This window comes from Capnocytophaga sp. CM59 (genome assembly GCF_000293175.1).
GTDB lineage: Bacteria > Bacteroidota > Bacteroidia > Flavobacteriales > Flavobacteriaceae > Capnocytophaga > Capnocytophaga granulosa.
In genome coordinates this window covers 26,917-41,231 of the sequence record NZ_ALNN01000002.1, presented here as the reverse complement: position 1 = coordinate 41,231, position 14,315 = coordinate 26,917, and the positions used below count along the sequence as shown (strand labels likewise).

The 14,315-nt window shown below is 40.3% G+C and carries 16 protein-coding genes and 1 pseudogene; 15 read left to right on the top strand and 2 right to left on the bottom strand.

Going from position 1 to position 14,315, the window contains the following annotated elements; translation table 11 throughout:
• Nucleotides 1–242 precede the first annotated feature (242 nt).
• Nucleotides 243–1,277 carry a hypothetical protein gene (locus HMPREF1154_RS00200; RefSeq protein ID WP_009640498.1) on the bottom strand — a complete coding sequence of 345 codons (1,035 nt, stop codon included), beginning with the start codon at nt 1,275–1,277 and terminating at the stop codon, nt 243–245.
• A 320-nt stretch (nt 1,278–1,597) separates the two neighbouring features.
• Between HMPREF1154_RS00200 and HMPREF1154_RS00195 the strand changes: the two genes are divergently transcribed.
• The 13 genes from HMPREF1154_RS00195 (at nt 1,598) to HMPREF1154_RS00135 (ending at nt 12,812) form a co-directional block, all read left to right on the top strand.
• Nucleotides 1,598–2,212: a TetR/AcrR family transcriptional regulator gene (locus tag HMPREF1154_RS00195; RefSeq protein WP_009640504.1), complete on the top strand. Its 615-nt coding sequence runs from the start codon at nt 1,598–1,600 to the stop codon at nt 2,210–2,212.
• A gap of 118 nt (nt 2,213–2,330) precedes the next feature.
• Complete coding sequence (locus HMPREF1154_RS00190) at nt 2,331–3,584, top strand: TolC family protein (RefSeq protein ID WP_009640474.1); 1,254 nt, start codon at nt 2,331–2,333, stop codon at nt 3,582–3,584.
• Between the two features lie 58 nt (nt 3,585–3,642).
• A complete protein-coding gene (locus HMPREF1154_RS00185; protein WP_009640493.1) occupies nt 3,643–4,569 on the top strand; it encodes an HlyD family secretion protein in 927 nt (308 codons plus the stop codon).
• A gap of 283 nt (nt 4,570–4,852) precedes the next feature.
• Nucleotides 4,853–5,272: a hypothetical protein gene (locus HMPREF1154_RS00180; RefSeq protein WP_034566538.1), complete on the top strand. Its 420-nt coding sequence runs from the start codon at nt 4,853–4,855 to the stop codon at nt 5,270–5,272.
• 9 nt (nt 5,273–5,281) lie between these two features.
• Nucleotides 5,282–5,839 (top strand): hypothetical protein, encoded by a 558-nt coding sequence (locus HMPREF1154_RS00175; RefSeq protein WP_009640507.1) that lies wholly within the window; start codon nt 5,282–5,284, stop codon nt 5,837–5,839.
• 12 nt (nt 5,840–5,851) lie between these two features.
• Complete coding sequence (locus HMPREF1154_RS00170) at nt 5,852–6,691, top strand: hypothetical protein (protein WP_009640485.1); 840 nt, start codon at nt 5,852–5,854, stop codon at nt 6,689–6,691.
• A gap of 377 nt (nt 6,692–7,068) precedes the next feature.
• Nucleotides 7,069–7,680, top strand: a complete 612-nt coding sequence (locus HMPREF1154_RS00165) for a hypothetical protein (RefSeq protein WP_009640506.1) — start codon at nt 7,069–7,071, stop codon at nt 7,678–7,680.
• Nucleotides 7,681–7,738: 58 nt separating this feature from the next.
• Entirely contained in the window at nt 7,739–8,272 is a 534-nt protein-coding gene (locus HMPREF1154_RS00160) for a hypothetical protein (RefSeq protein ID WP_009640486.1), read from the top strand.
• An 18-nt stretch (nt 8,273–8,290) separates the two neighbouring features.
• Complete coding sequence (locus tag HMPREF1154_RS00155; RefSeq protein WP_009640483.1) at nt 8,291–8,731, top strand: hypothetical protein; 441 nt, start codon at nt 8,291–8,293, stop codon at nt 8,729–8,731.
• 90 nt (nt 8,732–8,821) lie between these two features.
• Nucleotides 8,822–9,793, top strand: a complete 972-nt coding sequence (locus HMPREF1154_RS00150) for an ABC transporter ATP-binding protein (RefSeq protein ID WP_034566536.1) — start codon at nt 8,822–8,824, stop codon at nt 9,791–9,793.
• On the top strand, nt 9,790–10,524 hold the full coding sequence (locus HMPREF1154_RS00145) for an ABC transporter ATP-binding protein (protein ID WP_009640476.1): 735 nt from the start codon (nt 9,790–9,792) through the stop codon (nt 10,522–10,524). Before HMPREF1154_RS00150 ends, HMPREF1154_RS00145 begins: the two co-directional genes overlap by 4 nt.
• Before the next feature lie 2 nt (nt 10,525–10,526).
• A complete protein-coding gene (locus HMPREF1154_RS00140; RefSeq protein WP_009640501.1) occupies nt 10,527–11,633 on the top strand; it encodes an ABC transporter permease in 1,107 nt (368 codons plus the stop codon).
• Between the two features lie 60 nt (nt 11,634–11,693).
• Nucleotides 11,694–12,812, top strand: a complete 1,119-nt coding sequence (locus HMPREF1154_RS00135) for an ABC transporter permease (protein ID WP_009640477.1) — start codon at nt 11,694–11,696, stop codon at nt 12,810–12,812.
• A 36-nt stretch (nt 12,813–12,848) separates the two neighbouring features.
• Here the strand turns inward: HMPREF1154_RS00135 and HMPREF1154_RS00130 are convergent, their stop codons facing one another.
• Nucleotides 12,849–13,649 (bottom strand): hypothetical protein, encoded by an 801-nt coding sequence (locus tag HMPREF1154_RS00130; RefSeq protein WP_009640475.1) that lies wholly within the window; start codon nt 13,647–13,649, stop codon nt 12,849–12,851.
• Nucleotides 13,650–13,785: 136 nt separating this feature from the next.
• Here HMPREF1154_RS00130 and HMPREF1154_RS00125 point away from each other — a divergent pair.
• Nucleotides 13,786–14,080, top strand: a pseudogene (locus HMPREF1154_RS00125) (type II toxin-antitoxin system HigB family toxin).
• Between the two features lie 4 nt (nt 14,081–14,084).
• Complete coding sequence (locus HMPREF1154_RS00120) at nt 14,085–14,294, top strand: XRE family transcriptional regulator (protein ID WP_009640488.1); 210 nt, start codon at nt 14,085–14,087, stop codon at nt 14,292–14,294.
• Nucleotides 14,295–14,315: the final 21 nt, after the last annotated feature.

The window sequence follows — 14,315 nt, the reverse complement described above, 5'->3', positions numbered from 1 at the left end:
CTATTATTCAGTTTGAACTTTAATAAAATAATTGAGGTGTCTATTTAGCAACCTACTAATTGACTTTGGGAAACGTTACTTGATGTATTATCTTATGTAATGTAGGAAAATTCTTCCCATCATTACTAAGTCTGTTTTAAAGCGTTCCGTAAACTCTAAGAGGCTTTGTCCCTTAAATAATTCCATAATACATTAATTTTCAGAGTGCAAGTATATGAAATTATTTTGACACCTCAATAGTTTTATTTCATTATTTCTCCAATCATAATATACGCCCCTTTTTCTATAAAGGCAGCTTCAAAAATTATGTATTTATCCTTATAAAAACCATATATACTTGATTCTATTGTAAAATCGCTCGTATTGTATTCTTTCCAAGTTTTTCCATAATCATATGAAAAGCGAATCGTAGGATAATACTCTTTTCTTTTATAGTCGCATACAAAATTTTTATAACGATATTTATATTTTTCATCTTTAGGAGAAAATTTAAATAATTCCCTCTCAGTTAGGTCGTAAATATGCACAGTTCCTGTCACTAAATCAATTACCCCTAAATTAATCTCTCCAAAAACATCAGTTATGGTAGAGTATGTTTTTGTCAAATTTCGTATTGTTGTAAATTTTTCTCCTATAACATTATATCTAATTATTTTATTCTTATCTAAAAAAATTATATTTGCGTCTTTATCTTCTAATATGTAATTACCTTTAGTAACTATATTGGGAATTTTATAATTTACATTATTTAAAATATCTATTAATATAACATCTCCATTTTCATTATATGAAATAAAATTTCCATTAAATTTTATCTGAGAAATACTATTAGGAGAAAATTCTCTAATTTTTTTATATTTTAATGAGGTATTATCTAATAAGTAAATACAATTTTTAGCATTGTTTCCATAACCTCCTATATTAGTTTCTATTAAAGACTTTTTGCCATATGAATGGATAGAAACAATAGATTTTTCAGGAAATATGATTTCTTTGTATTCATTTCCTAAATCTTTAGAGATGAATAAAATGGCATTATCTTCTTTAGTGTCAAAGAAGTAGCTATCTTTTTCTGCTGCAATAAAAATGATAGATTCATTCAAAATTAGAAATTTTGTAACATTTAATCCTCTTTTAGATTCAATCCCTTTTCCGTAAATGTTTTCGTATAAGTCATATTTACTAATCCATTCTATTTTTCCTTGATTAATTATATTTGGGGTACAACTATTGAAAATAATAAATATAATAAAAATATAGGTGAGTAGATTGTTCATTGTTCTATCTTGTTTTTAATTTATTGAGGTGTCTATTTAGCTGCATACTAATTGACTTTGGGAAACGTTACTTGATGTATTATCTTATGTAATGTAGGAAAATTCTTCCCATTATTACTAAGTCTGTTTTAAAGCGTTCCGTAAACGCTAAGAGGCTTTGTCCTTTAAATAATTCCATAATACATTAATTTTCAGAATGCAAATATACGAAAATACTTTGATACCTCAATTAAATAATTAGCTAATAAAAAACGTATTAACCATTTGGTTAATCCAAATATTTAATGTACCTTTGCCCCCAAATAAGTGAATAGTGAACGATGAATAGTGAAGAACGTATCAAAGTTGCTGCCCGCAAGGTCTTTCATCAGAAAGGCTATGCTGGTACCCGTACCCGCGACATAGCCGAGGAAGCGGGCATCAACCATGCTATGGTTAATTATTATTTCCGTAGCAAGGAAAAGCTCTTTGGCATAGTGATGACAGAGACGATGACTTATTTCTTTCAAGGGATATCTACCATTCTCAATGAGGAGGCGACCTCCCTTGAACAGAAGATAGAACAGGTCGTGGCCAAGTATATAGACCTGCTCTTGGAAGAACCTGAGTTGCCAACTTTTATGTTCAATGAGGTACGTACCAATCCTGAACCTTTTATAGAAAACACCCCTATCCGTGAAACACTACAAAACTCAGTCTTAGCCCGCCAATACGCCGAAGCTGTAGCACAAGGGCGAATCACTGAACCCAACCTTATACACACTGTGCTTAACGTGATCAGTTTAGTGATATTTCCCTTCATCGCTCAGCCTATCTTTACCGCCCTAAGCAGAACCAACAAAGAGGCGTACAAAGCCCTCATGCTTGAGCGAAAGAAATTGATTCCCCAGTGGATCAAGGCTATGTTGTTTGTAGAGGCAAAGTCCGAAAAATAAGCGGAGTATATGAGCCCTTTCGCCCTTTAAAAACAACCATATTTTTTTACCTATATATTAACCAATTGGTTAAACTCACTGATTAATAATTAACAATTGATAATTAACAATTAAAAAGATGCGTTATTTACTCTTATTACTTCCTTTCATGGGGTTTGCTCAAGAGGCACTTACCTTGGAGGATTGTTACCTCCTTGCCCGCGATCACTACCCAACCGTACAGAAGCTGGACTTAATTGCCAAGAGCGAGGACTATACTTTAGCCAATGCTAATAAGGCTTATTTACCTCAAATCAGTATCACAGGACAGGCTACTTACCAGTCCGAAACTATTGATTTTTCGGAGTCTATCGGACACTTGCCTTTGCCTATCTCATTACCAAAGGTAAGTAAAGACCAATACAAAGTGGTAGGTGAGGTAAGCCAGCTCCTTTATAATGGCGGGGCTACTCGCGCTCAAAAGCAACTGATCAAAGCACAAAGTGCCGTACAAGCCCAAGCCGTGGAAACCCAACTCTACGCCCTTAAGCAGCGGGTGAGTAATCTCTATTTTGGGGTATTGCTTATTGATGCACAACTGTCTCAAAACCAAATAAATGTAGAAACTGTCCAATCCCAATTGGAAAAGGCAGAAACAGCCCTAAAGAATGGCACCACTCTACCGAGCAATGTGGCTGAGCTAAAGGCGGAATTGGTGCGCCTTGCGATGCAGCGTACAGAGTATGAAGCTACTAAGGCGATGTATCTTCAGATGCTTAGCACTTTCATTGGCAAGGACTTGCCTTCCGATACAGTTTTGAATCGTCCCAAACCCACAACCCTTGGCACAGCCAACCATCGCCCTGAGCTAAAGGGATTTGACCTCCAACAATCGGTATTGGATATCCAGAGGCGACAGCTTACCTCGGAATATTTGCCCAAAATAGGACTGTTTTTCCAAGGTGCCTATGGCCGTCCCACGCTCAATATCATCAAGAACAAGTTTGATTTCTATTATATAGCAGGGGTACGCTTGCAATGGAATCTTAGCCCGCTGTATAGCTTATCCAACAGGAAACAACTCCTACAACTCCAAGGTGAATCACTTTCGGCTGATCGCAAGGCTTTTCTGATGAGCACCGAACTGGATCTTACCCAGCAACAGACGCAGATCAGCAAGCTCCAGCGCCTTATGGAGCAAGACCAAGAGAGCGTTGCCCTACGCCACTCGGTAGCTCAAGCCGCCCAAGTACAATTGGACAATGGGGTCATCACCACTCACGAATACCTCCAAAAGGTCAATGCCGAAAACCTCGCTAAGCAGACGCTCCTCTTACGCGAGATACAGCTACTCCAAGCACAAGAAAACCAACACTTAGTGACCAATGATTAGTGACTAATGATGTAGCTCGTGCTTAACTCAAAACTTAGAACTCAAAATTCAAAACTCAATGAAGAAAATATACCTCGCAAGCCTCCTTGTCCTAAGTGCTTGCTCTTCCAAGAATACTTTTGATGCCTCTGGCAATTTTACTGCCGATGAGGTAATCGTATCAGCCGAACAAAATGGCCGCCTCTTATCCTACTCCGTCGAAGAAGGCAAGACCCTCCAAGAGGGGGAAAAAGTAGGACAAATCAATGTGGAAATCCTAAAACTCCAAAAAGAGCAGGTAGAAGCCACTATCTCCTCCCTAAAAGAAAAAACGCTAAATCCCTCAGACCAAGTGGCGCTCATACGTAGCCAATATGAGGTGCAGAAAGCGCAGCTTGCCCAGCAACAACGAGAACTCTCTCGTGTGCAACAGCTTGTGGCTGGCGGTGCGGCTACTCAAAAACAGTTGGACGACCTCACCGCACTGACCGACCAATTGCGCAAACAGCTTGCCGTAACTGAAAACCAACTCAAGGTGAGCCTTACCAACATTAATAGCCAGAACCGCAATGTGCTCAGCCAAGAAGCGCCCTTACAGAAGAGTGCCGATGCTGTCCAAGTACAAATCAACCAAGGTGAGATCATCAACCCTATTGCAGGTACAGTTTTGGTCAATTACGCCCTTAAGGGAGAAATGCAGACTTTCGGCAAGCCTTTGTACAAGATTGCCAATATGGATACCCTCACTCTCAAAGCCTACATCACTGGCGACCAACTTCCCAAAATCAAATTGGGTCAACCCGTAACCGTCCATACCGATGCAGGAGAGGGCAAGCAACGCACCTATGAGGGTACCCTTACCTATATAGCCAACAAGGCTGAGTTTACCCCCAAGACCATACAAACCAAGTCCGAACGCGCTAATCTGGTCTATGCGATCAAAGTAAAAGTAAAAAACGACGGCTACCTGAAGATAGGCATGTATGGGGAAGCCCTATTTAGGTAAAAAGAAAAGCCAGCGAATACGAGGAAATAAGCAAACAAATTCATATATTTGCATTTTATAAAGGCCCCATGCTGGCGCGAGCCTATGGCTCGTGCCCTTCAAGAATAGAGCTTGTAGCTCATACTCTTAGCACATTTTTTGTAGCTTACTAAGAAATACAACCCTATGTTAAAGAAATACGACGATATTGTAGACATAATAATGGCTGTTGCAACTACAGCACTTATTATTAGCAGTTTGATTATTATAATATCTTATTGTTTTTCAAAAGCATATAAATAACATGAAACACATAGACAAACATTTTGGAAAGATAAGTGCTATCTTTTTTTTGGTGTTTTTTATTCTATTAGCAAATATAGGATATGCCCCTCAATATTTCAATAAGATTTTTAGGTTAAGTAACACAATAGTGGTAGTGATAACGATATTATTCTTACCAATATGTTATTTTACCTATCAAAAACGACTTATATGGGGATATAGGAGTATTCTTTGGGGTATATTATTTAGTTTTTCCTCTATGTTATTTATGTGCTTTGAAGATTCTTTACACGAAAAATACGAAAGAGGTGAAATATCATTGGTAGATAAAAATGCCTCAATAAGTATAGGAGAACCCTTTTTGTTAGGGATTGTATTTATTTTTTCCCTGATCTATGGAGCTATATATGATATGATAATAGCAAAGGAAAACAAATAGAATACCCCCATGCTAAAGAAATACGACAAAGCAATAGCCGCATTTTTTGCCCTACTTACTATAGTTTTTATAACAGTCTTTTTCACTAATGACACCTTTTTTCAGTGGGCTTTTGCGCGACATCATAATATAGGGAGCTGGTACGTGCGTCCGCTCTTTATCGTGCCCATGGTGTATTTCGCTTTGAGAAAGTCGTATGCAGGCGTAACATTGAGTATCTTTTGCCTATTTACCAGTATGTTTTGGTTCCCGACTCCAGAGCAAACCGACCCTAAAGTACTTAGTTTCTTAGCCTACGAAATGGACTACCTCAAAGGTGCGTGGGACGCAAAAAAGATACTTTTCTCGTTAAGTGTACCGCTCTTTTTCTATCTGCTAATAGCCTCTGCATGGCAGCGAAAATGGCACCTATTGCTCTATACTGTAGTACTGGCAGCACTTTTAAAACTCCTGTGGAGTGTAGAGAGTAGTGGGGCAAGTGGTTGGTCTGTAGCCAAACCTGCGCTTGTAGGACTGGTAATATGCGTAGTATTTATTTTGATAACCAGAAGAAAAGACAAAAAATAAAACCTTTATACTATGATTTACATTGAACAATATCAAACCCTTACTTCTATCCCCGAAACACTCAACAATGGGGATAAACTTATGACTCTTACCGATGAAGGACTATCGGTAAAGAACACAAAAACAGGTAAAGAGTACTTTATCAAAGGGGAAGTTCTCCATTACGAAGAATCTCTAAATCACACCTACCTATGGTGTGCCCTATACAATGAGAATGAGACTTTTACTCTTATGGCTGTTGATGAAAGTGGTAAAACTATAGCCTCATTGGAAATAGAAGACCCCTTTGGTGCAGGGAGTTTATGGCTTACCCATCTGCCTAAAGAAAATGAAGTAACCATTTCCTTATTGGATGGTGCAGATTGGTCAGAAAGTTACTGTATTGCTTTAGAGGGTAATGAACTGAAAATCTATCAAAAACTACCCGATAGCTACACATATATGTTTACCCTTGGTAATCGTTCCCTCCTTACTAACTTTGATGACGGACTGATGTTAGTTTCCTATCCCGATTTTGAGGTGCTAAAAGAAAAACAACTCTCTGATACTGACAGTGAGGGCATTCTTAATATATGGCAAGTAGACGACCATTTTGGTATTTTCTCCAGTACACAAGGAATATGGTATGCCTTTAGTTTGGATACCCTTGAGATTATTAGCGAATGTGTGATAAAAGGTTATGAGCCTATTACTGAGGGAGAATACTATTGTTCACACATTGAAGCCCTTATTCCAACGCCTGATAAGTTCCTTTTTGAGCATTGGAGTTACCGAAATGAAAAAGAAGAGAGCCAATGGCTTGCTGTGGATAAAGTCTATTTATCTACCCTTATCCAAAAATACCTAAACTAATGTGAGTTCGACGTAAGCAAAATTATATTTTTCTCCCACAGATTCCACGGATTTTCACGGAGAGAATAACACAACAACTAAGTATAACTCCTTAATTTCCACGGATAAATAAGGCCTTTGGCCTTATAAAAATCTGTGTAAATCGCAACAGCACAATTACACAAACATAGAAAATCTGTGAAATCCGTGAAAATCTGTGGGAGCTTTCGTTATATCGAACTCACATTAAACTAATATCACCTCTCTGCTGGCGCGAGCCTGTGGCTCGTGTCCTTCAAGAATAGAGCTTGTAGCTCATACTCTTAGCACATTTTTTGTGGTTTAATGACTAACAAAACTCTTGTGCTACCACAATTACAATTAAAACATCAAGTAATATGAAACGTTATTATATCTGTATTGTCTTCTTCTTTGTCTCTGTATGTGGAATGGCTCAAACCGTACAGGATATTAGGAATATACAAGAATCTGATGAGTTCGAAAAATATACCCATTTGGCAAAAGACAGTCTTGCCATCCAAAATATCGTAGCGCATCAGAAGTTCTGCCATTCTTCGCGACACTTTACCATAGAAAAAGGAGAGAAGGGAGAAGCTGTGGCCACACATAGACTTTTGATGTGGTCACTCTCGTCGGTATTATCTCAGAATAAAATATTGATTCGCAACCCTCAGGCAGATTATTGCCTGACGAATCTTTATGTGTATACCAATACAGAACTCTTTTTCGATCACATTATCGACATGTACGTATTATCCCCGTTCTCATCTACCAATAAGTCATTAATGAAGTTTGTACATTCCCTGAAGGATAAGGATTATATAGTATTCGACCCCATAATGAAAATGCCGCATATTTGCTATATGTTTTGGTACGAAGAAAAACTCATAATGATAGTTGTTCCCTGTCGTATCCTCTCTTTTGCAAAAGATGTAAATGATAAAATTGTAGAAGTAGCAAAAGAAGCGTTGGAGCGTTATTACAAATAATCCAATAAGAGTTAAGTAACACACAAAATCAGTAAGAAAAACGAATTATACCTACAAGATGAAATTAAAACTCATAGAATACATAAAGCTCACCAAAGAGCTCGTAGACCGAGAACATTTCTTTACCTTAGGCTATTGCGAAGCACTCGAAACCCACTTGATGAAAGTACTTGTAAGTTGGGTAGCAGGCTACGAACGCTATTACCGCATAAGTACCGACGATTACGCTTTGTTCGAAGAAGATCGCCCTGCATTCTACGAATTGTACAAAAATGAGCTTGGTGAGGATAACGAATGCTTTACACAGAAGTTTATGGGAGCGCAAGCGCTACGCGATTACGATGGTCGTAAGAACTTCCAGACGTGTTATCCCTCAAAAGAAATGAACCCTTTTGGGCATTATGCCTATTACAACGGAGTACTATATGCTCAAATCCTTTGGGACAAAGGTACCGTATACGTACCCCCTTATCAGAAAGTAAAAACCCTTAATGGCACTTGGGACTATCCCTTGCGAAAAGATTGTTATATAGAAAAGGATCCTGAAGGTAAAGACCTTTGCTTTTGCCTTGATACAGAAAACGAAAAATGAATAACTTACTAGTGAAATATGTTTGATATAGAAGACTGTAAAGTAACCTTCCTTACAGAAGACACCTACGAGGTAAGCTTCCCAGCTGGACGTATGTTGCTAAAATATGAAACAGAGCCCCCACACGGAGATGAGGTTTGCTCTGTATATTTTCCTGAGTCAAACAATGAATTGCCCTATTGGTGTTATTTGAGAAATATCAAGCAAATAAGTATAGATAAATCGACCAAAAGTTTCTTTATATCAATAGAAGCCGTGAAACCTCATCAGTGCTCAGGTGTTGTAACCCTAATTATTGATCCTAAACATAGTAGATTTGCTTGTTTAGATGATTGGTATCCTTCTGTCAAAATAGAGGAGAACAAAATAAGTTATCGTAACGCTTATACAAAAAAAGAATGTATTTTAGATGATTTTCAACAGCTTAACTGGCAATCCCTTGCTGGCGCGAGCTTGTAGCTCGTGCCTATCCCCGCTGACGCGAGCCTGAGGCTCGTGCCTATCAAAAAAAAGAGCTTGCAGCTCATTGATAAATCAACAAATCAAAAAATGATAAGTATAAATATCCAAAACCTCAGCAAGTCCTACGGTGATACTAAGGCCGTACAGCACCTCTCTTTAGAAGTCAAGAAAGGCGAGCTTTTCGGGCTGATTGGCCCTGATGGGGCGGGCAAAACCACCGTCTTCCGTATGCTCACCACGCTCCTGCTACCCGACGAAGGAAGCGCCACGCTGGAGGGACTTGATATTGTAAAGGATTACAAAGAAATCCGCAAGATCGTAGGCTATATGCCGGGGCGGTTCTCCCTCTACCAAGACCTTAGCGTGGAAGAAAACCTCTCTTTCTTCGCTACTGTCTTTGGTACCACCATTGCCGAGAATTACGAACTTATCAAGGATATTTATGAGCAGATAAAGCCCTTTAGCACTCGCCGTGCAGGCAAGCTCTCTGGGGGAATGAAACAGAAATTAGCCCTCTGTTGTGCGCTCATTCACAAGCCTAAAGTCCTTTTGTTAGACGAGCCTACCACTGGGGTAGATGTGGTCTCTCGTAAAGAGTTCTGGCAGATGCTTAATAGGCTTAAGGAACAGGGTATCAGTATACTGGTTTCCACCCCTTATATGGACGAGGCCAGCCTGTGCGACCGTATTGCTCTTATACAAAGCGGCAAAATTCTCTCCACCAGTACCCCCCAGCAGATTATCAGTGACTTTGGACAAACCCTCTATGCGGCAAGCACCCCTGATATATACCCATTGCTCCAGCATCTACGTACTTGCCCCGAAATAGATAGTTGTTATCCTTTCGGCGAATACTTACATATCACCCTAAAGCAAGCGACAGATCCGCTCCAATTAGAGCAACAACTGAAAACCACCTTTCCACACCTTGAATGGAAAACGATTACCCCCACCATTGAGGATAGTTTTATCCGTCTAATGGAGAGTGCTGTAGGGGCGAATGGCAATTCGCCCTCTCCTAACATCAGCAAATTGACAAACCAACAAATGAACAAATGAACGCAATTCACTGTCATAACCTTACCAAGCAATTCGGCGATTTCAAAGCCGTGAACAACATTTCCCTAACCGTTGAAAAAGGCGAAATCTTCGGCTTTCTCGGTGCCAATGGAGCGGGGAAAACCACCGCTATACGCATCTTCTGTGGGCTTTCCTACCCCACTTCAGGAGAGGCACATGTAGCTGGCTTTGATGTGTATCGGCAGCAAGAGCAGATCAAAAAGCACATTGGCTATATGAGCCAGAAGTTTTCCCTCTATGACAACCTTACTGTTGCAGAAAACATTACCTTCTATGGAGGGGTATATGGACTAAGCCGCAAGCAGATCAAGCCCCGACGAGAACAACTCATCGAGACCCTCGGTCTTGAGCAGGAAGCCAACAAACTCGTAGGGTCATTGCCTTTGGGCTGGAAGCAGAAATTGGCCTTCTCGGTAGCGATTTTTCACCGCCCCGAAATTGTCTTCTTGGACGAGCCTACCGGAGGGGTTGATCCCATAACGCGTCGCCAGTTCTGGGATATGATATACGAGGCCTCTGCTCAGGGCATCACCGTATTTGTAACCACCCACTATATGGACGAGGCCGAGTACTGCCACCGCATCAGCATCATGGTAGATGGCAGGGTAGAGGCCATGGATAGCCCTACCCAACTCAAAAAACAATTCAACACCCATTCCATGGACGAGGTCTTCTATGCCCTTGCCCGCAATGCCAAACGTAATGAATAACCATGAAACAACTCATTGCCTTTATCCGCAAGGAATTCTATCACGTATTCCGTGACCGCCGTACGCTACTGATCCTCTTTGGGATTCCTATAGCGCAGATTGTCCTTTTCGGCCAAGCCCTCAGCAGCGAGGTGAAGAATATCGGTATTGCTGTCCTTGACCAGGCTCACAATACCTATACCGATGCTCTTACGCAACGCTTACAGGCAAGTACATATTTCAAAGTAAAAGACCCACTACTGAGTTACAAAGAGGTAGAAGACGCATTCAGACGTGGAACTATAAAAGCAGCTCTTATATTCCCCCCTGATTTCGGTCGTGATCTCTATACACCCAAAGGCACCACCCTACAACTGATTACCGATGGTAGCGACCCCAATACCGCCAAAACGGTAGAGAACTACCTCTCTGCTATGGTGTCCAGCTACCAGCAAGAACTGAACCCTACCTTGCGGCTGCCTTACCAGATAACGATAGAAAACCGCATGTTGTACAACCTAGAGCAAAATGGCTCTATGAACTTTGTACCTGGGGTCATTGCGCTCGTTTTTATGATTGTCAGCACCGCCTTGACCTCCGTAGCGGTTGTACGCGAAAAGGAGTTAGGCACCATGGAGATCCTTCTGGTATCGCCTTTCAATCCTTTGAAAATACTCGTAGCCAAAGCCGTCCCTTACCTTATTCTCTCGCTGATCAACTTCACTGTGATTCTGCTGCTCTCGGTCTATATGCTTGATGTACCCATACGTGGTAATCTGCTATTGCTTTACGGGGAAAGTACCTTGTTCATCATCATCTGTTTGTCCTTGGGGCTACTGATTTCCACCAGTACTTCCTCTCAACAAACCGCCATGCTTATTGCCATGATGGGAATGATGTTGCCTACGGCTTTCTTTACAGGCTTTATGTTCCCCATAGAGAACATGCCTCTTGTCTTTCAGGGTATATCCAGGATCTTCCCCTCAAGCTATTACTATAGCATTGTAAAGAAAGTCATGCTCAAGGGATTAGGCTTTAGTTATATCTGGAAAGAAACCTTAATCCTTATCACTATGGCAGTGGTGTTCTTAAGCCTTGCCATGAAGAAGTTTAAAATCCGATTAGAATAGAAGAGTGGTTAGTGATTAGTGGTTAGAATTACCCCATTAATCACTAACAACTGACAACTGATGAAGACCTTATCATTCATACTCCAAAAAGAATTCAAACAGATATTCCGAGATAAGACCATCTTGGCAATGATGTTTGTTGCCCCTATGATGCAGCTGATTATACTGCCTTTAGTGGCCAATTTTGATGTAAAGAACATCAACCTCGTCTATGTGGATCACGACCAAAGTCCTTATTCCCACCAGCTGATACAGAAGATCACCTCCTCTGGATATTTTCGCCTTGTAGATGCTCCTTTCTCTTACAAAGAGGGGCTTGCCCTCATAGAAGACGGTAAGGCTGATGTCGTCTTGGAAGTACCTGAGGGCTTTGAGCGTAACTTGGTACGTGAAGGCCGACAAGCGCTCGGTGTCTCTATTGATGCCATCAACGGCAGTAAGTCGTCCTTAGGAGGTGCCTATTTGCTCTCGGTAATACGTGAGTTCAACGCTGAGCTGGACGTAAATGTAAAAGCGCCCCAACGCACAGGTGCTGTAGCCAAGTTCAATGTGGCCTCCACCCACTGGTACAATCCACATCTGCAATATACGCGCTATATCGTCCCAGGGATTCTGGCAATCTTACTGACTATTATCGGGGGATTTCTCTCTGCGCTCAATGTGGTAAGAGAAAAGGAGATCGGCACCATTGAGCAAATCAATGTAACCCCTATCAAGAAGTGGCAGTTTATACTCGGTAAGCTCATACCTTTTTTGGTAGTAGGTTTAATCCTCTTTACTTTGGGGCTTACAGTGATGTATGTAGTATATGGCATCTTCCCCGCAGGCAGTTTGCTTACCCTATATGCTTTTGCCGCTATGTATCTCATTGCGATTCTGGGCTTTGGCCTTTTGGTCTCCACCTATGCCGATTCGCAGTTACAAGCCATGTTCATAGCCTACTTCTTTATCATGATTTTCCTTCTGATGAGTGGTTTCTTAACAAGTGTAGATAGCATGCCCACATGGAGCAGAGAGGTAAGCAATGCCATTCCTATAACCCATTTTGTCAATGCTATCCGCTTAATTGTCCTCAAGGGCAGTAGTTTTTTGCAGCTCAGCACAGAGTTTCTGTACCTTGTAGGCTTTGCCGTGCTTCTAAATAGCTGGGCTGTTTGGAATTATAGAAAAACAAGCTAACAAGAGAGTGAAAAGTCACTTGTCACTTGTCATTCGTCACTTGTCACTAATCTTGATTCCTTTAATGCCATATCTCACTCCCAAGTTCATATCCATTTTCTTAAAAGTTCTATCCTTGAATTTGTAGCCACCACTGAGATTCCCTCCGAGGATAAAGTGTCCATCACCTGATCCCTCTACAGTACGAAGCCCTACCCAGATACGGCCTTTGGGAAGTACCACTTGTAGCTCTTGAATGATTTTTTGCTTTTGATTATTCTGAGGGATACTAAGGTATATGGGCTTCTCCACAAGCGGTGTAAGCGTACCATTGTCTTCTATCTTAAGAATTTGCAAGCGCAGTACAAGGTTAGGCATGGTATTCTCCAAGACGGGCAGCTCAAATTCCTTGGCCAAATAGGTGTCTTTCAGTTCTATGATGTTACCCATTTCTACCTCACTGAGTACGTTTTGACCAGCATAATACATCTCACCTACATAAGTGCCTTTACCCTTGATAGTTTGTAGTTTAGGCTTCTTTTGGCTTACCGTAAAGGACGGCAATTCAAAGACATGTTCTACAAGGACAACCTTCGGATCTCGCTGTAAGTCTTTGACAGCAAAGGCTCTTCGGTAATAATTCAGATGAGAAAAGTAGATACTATCTTTTGGGGCAACTCCTGTAAGGTCTATTTGGTACTGCCCTTTGCTATTACTGACAGTACCTTTCCCTTTGCCCACAACCCCTATATTTACATAAGGAACACTTAAGCCCAAGCTATCTGTTATACGCCCAGAGAGCACCTCCTGTGCTCCAGCGACTAAGGGAAAACATAAAAGAAAAATAAGTTTTTTCATATAAAAATCGGTTTTTGAAAAACAATAGGCAAAGATAGTAAAAAAATCGTTGTCTGTACTGTTTTTTACTTCATTTCTTAAAAAAATTGTTTGTGTATCAAAAATATTTTTATACCTTTGTAGTCAAAAACAGCTTATGAGAGTCATTGCCAAGAAAGCATTGGTCGATTTTTATACGCTCTATCCTGATGCGAAGTTATCTTTGGAGGACTGGTATAGGAAAACAATAGATGCTCAATGGACTTGTTTCGCTGATATAAAAAAGAGCTTTAACAGCGTAGATGCTGTAGGGAACAAACGTTTTGTTTTCAATATTAAAGGTAATCATTTCAATAGTGGCTCTTATACTATTTACACCCAAGATTCTGTATATTCGATTTGTAGGTACTCATAAGGAATATGATGATATAGAAAATATAGATAAAATATAAGATTATGATAAAAAATGAAACACAATACAACGCTATTATGAAGCGTATAGACCAACTTTTAGAAATGGTTGATGATAATACCCCTGAAGATAATCCAGAATATATAGAATTAATGCTCCTTACAGACCTTGTGGAAAGCTATGAAGATGAACATTATCCTATAGAGAGACCTCCTTTGGATAAAGTCGTTGAGCCTCATCTTGCATTAGCTTAGAAGTCAATATGAACTTAAAAA

Bases quoted from the DNA above. Each gene is read 5' to 3' on its own strand.
- HMPREF1154_RS00170 (WP_009640485.1), top strand. From the start codon at position 5,852: ATGATTTACATTGAACAATATCAAACCCTTACTTCTATCCCCGAAACA.
- HMPREF1154_RS00185 (WP_009640493.1), top strand. From the start codon at position 3,643: ATGAAGAAAATATACCTCGCAAGCCTCCTTGTCCTAAGTGCTTGCTCT.
- HMPREF1154_RS00130 (WP_009640475.1), bottom strand. From the start codon at position 13,649: ATGAAAAAACTTATTTTTCTTTTATGTTTTCCCTTAGTCGCTGGAGCA.
- HMPREF1154_RS00145 (WP_009640476.1), top strand. From the start codon at position 9,790: ATGAACGCAATTCACTGTCATAACCTTACCAAGCAATTCGGCGATTTC.
- HMPREF1154_RS00150 (WP_034566536.1), top strand. From the start codon at position 8,822: ATGATAAGTATAAATATCCAAAACCTCAGCAAGTCCTACGGTGATACT.
- HMPREF1154_RS00165 (WP_009640506.1), top strand. From the start codon at position 7,069: ATGAAACGTTATTATATCTGTATTGTCTTCTTCTTTGTCTCTGTATGT.
- HMPREF1154_RS00195 (WP_009640504.1), top strand. From the start codon at position 1,598: ATGAATAGTGAAGAACGTATCAAAGTTGCTGCCCGCAAGGTCTTTCAT.
- HMPREF1154_RS00120 (WP_009640488.1), top strand. From the start codon at position 14,085: ATGATAAAAAATGAAACACAATACAACGCTATTATGAAGCGTATAGAC.
- HMPREF1154_RS00160 (WP_009640486.1), top strand. From the start codon at position 7,739: ATGAAATTAAAACTCATAGAATACATAAAGCTCACCAAAGAGCTCGTA.
- HMPREF1154_RS00180 (WP_034566538.1), top strand. From the start codon at position 4,853: ATGAAACACATAGACAAACATTTTGGAAAGATAAGTGCTATCTTTTTT.
- HMPREF1154_RS00175 (WP_009640507.1), top strand. From the start codon at position 5,282: ATGCTAAAGAAATACGACAAAGCAATAGCCGCATTTTTTGCCCTACTT.
- HMPREF1154_RS00140 (WP_009640501.1), top strand. From the start codon at position 10,527: ATGAAACAACTCATTGCCTTTATCCGCAAGGAATTCTATCACGTATTC.
- HMPREF1154_RS00190 (WP_009640474.1), top strand. From the start codon at position 2,331: ATGCGTTATTTACTCTTATTACTTCCTTTCATGGGGTTTGCTCAAGAG.
- HMPREF1154_RS00200 (WP_009640498.1), bottom strand. From the start codon at position 1,277: ATGAACAATCTACTCACCTATATTTTTATTATATTTATTATTTTCAAT.
- HMPREF1154_RS00155 (WP_009640483.1), top strand. From the start codon at position 8,291: ATGTTTGATATAGAAGACTGTAAAGTAACCTTCCTTACAGAAGACACC.
- HMPREF1154_RS00135 (WP_009640477.1), top strand. From the start codon at position 11,694: ATGAAGACCTTATCATTCATACTCCAAAAAGAATTCAAACAGATATTC.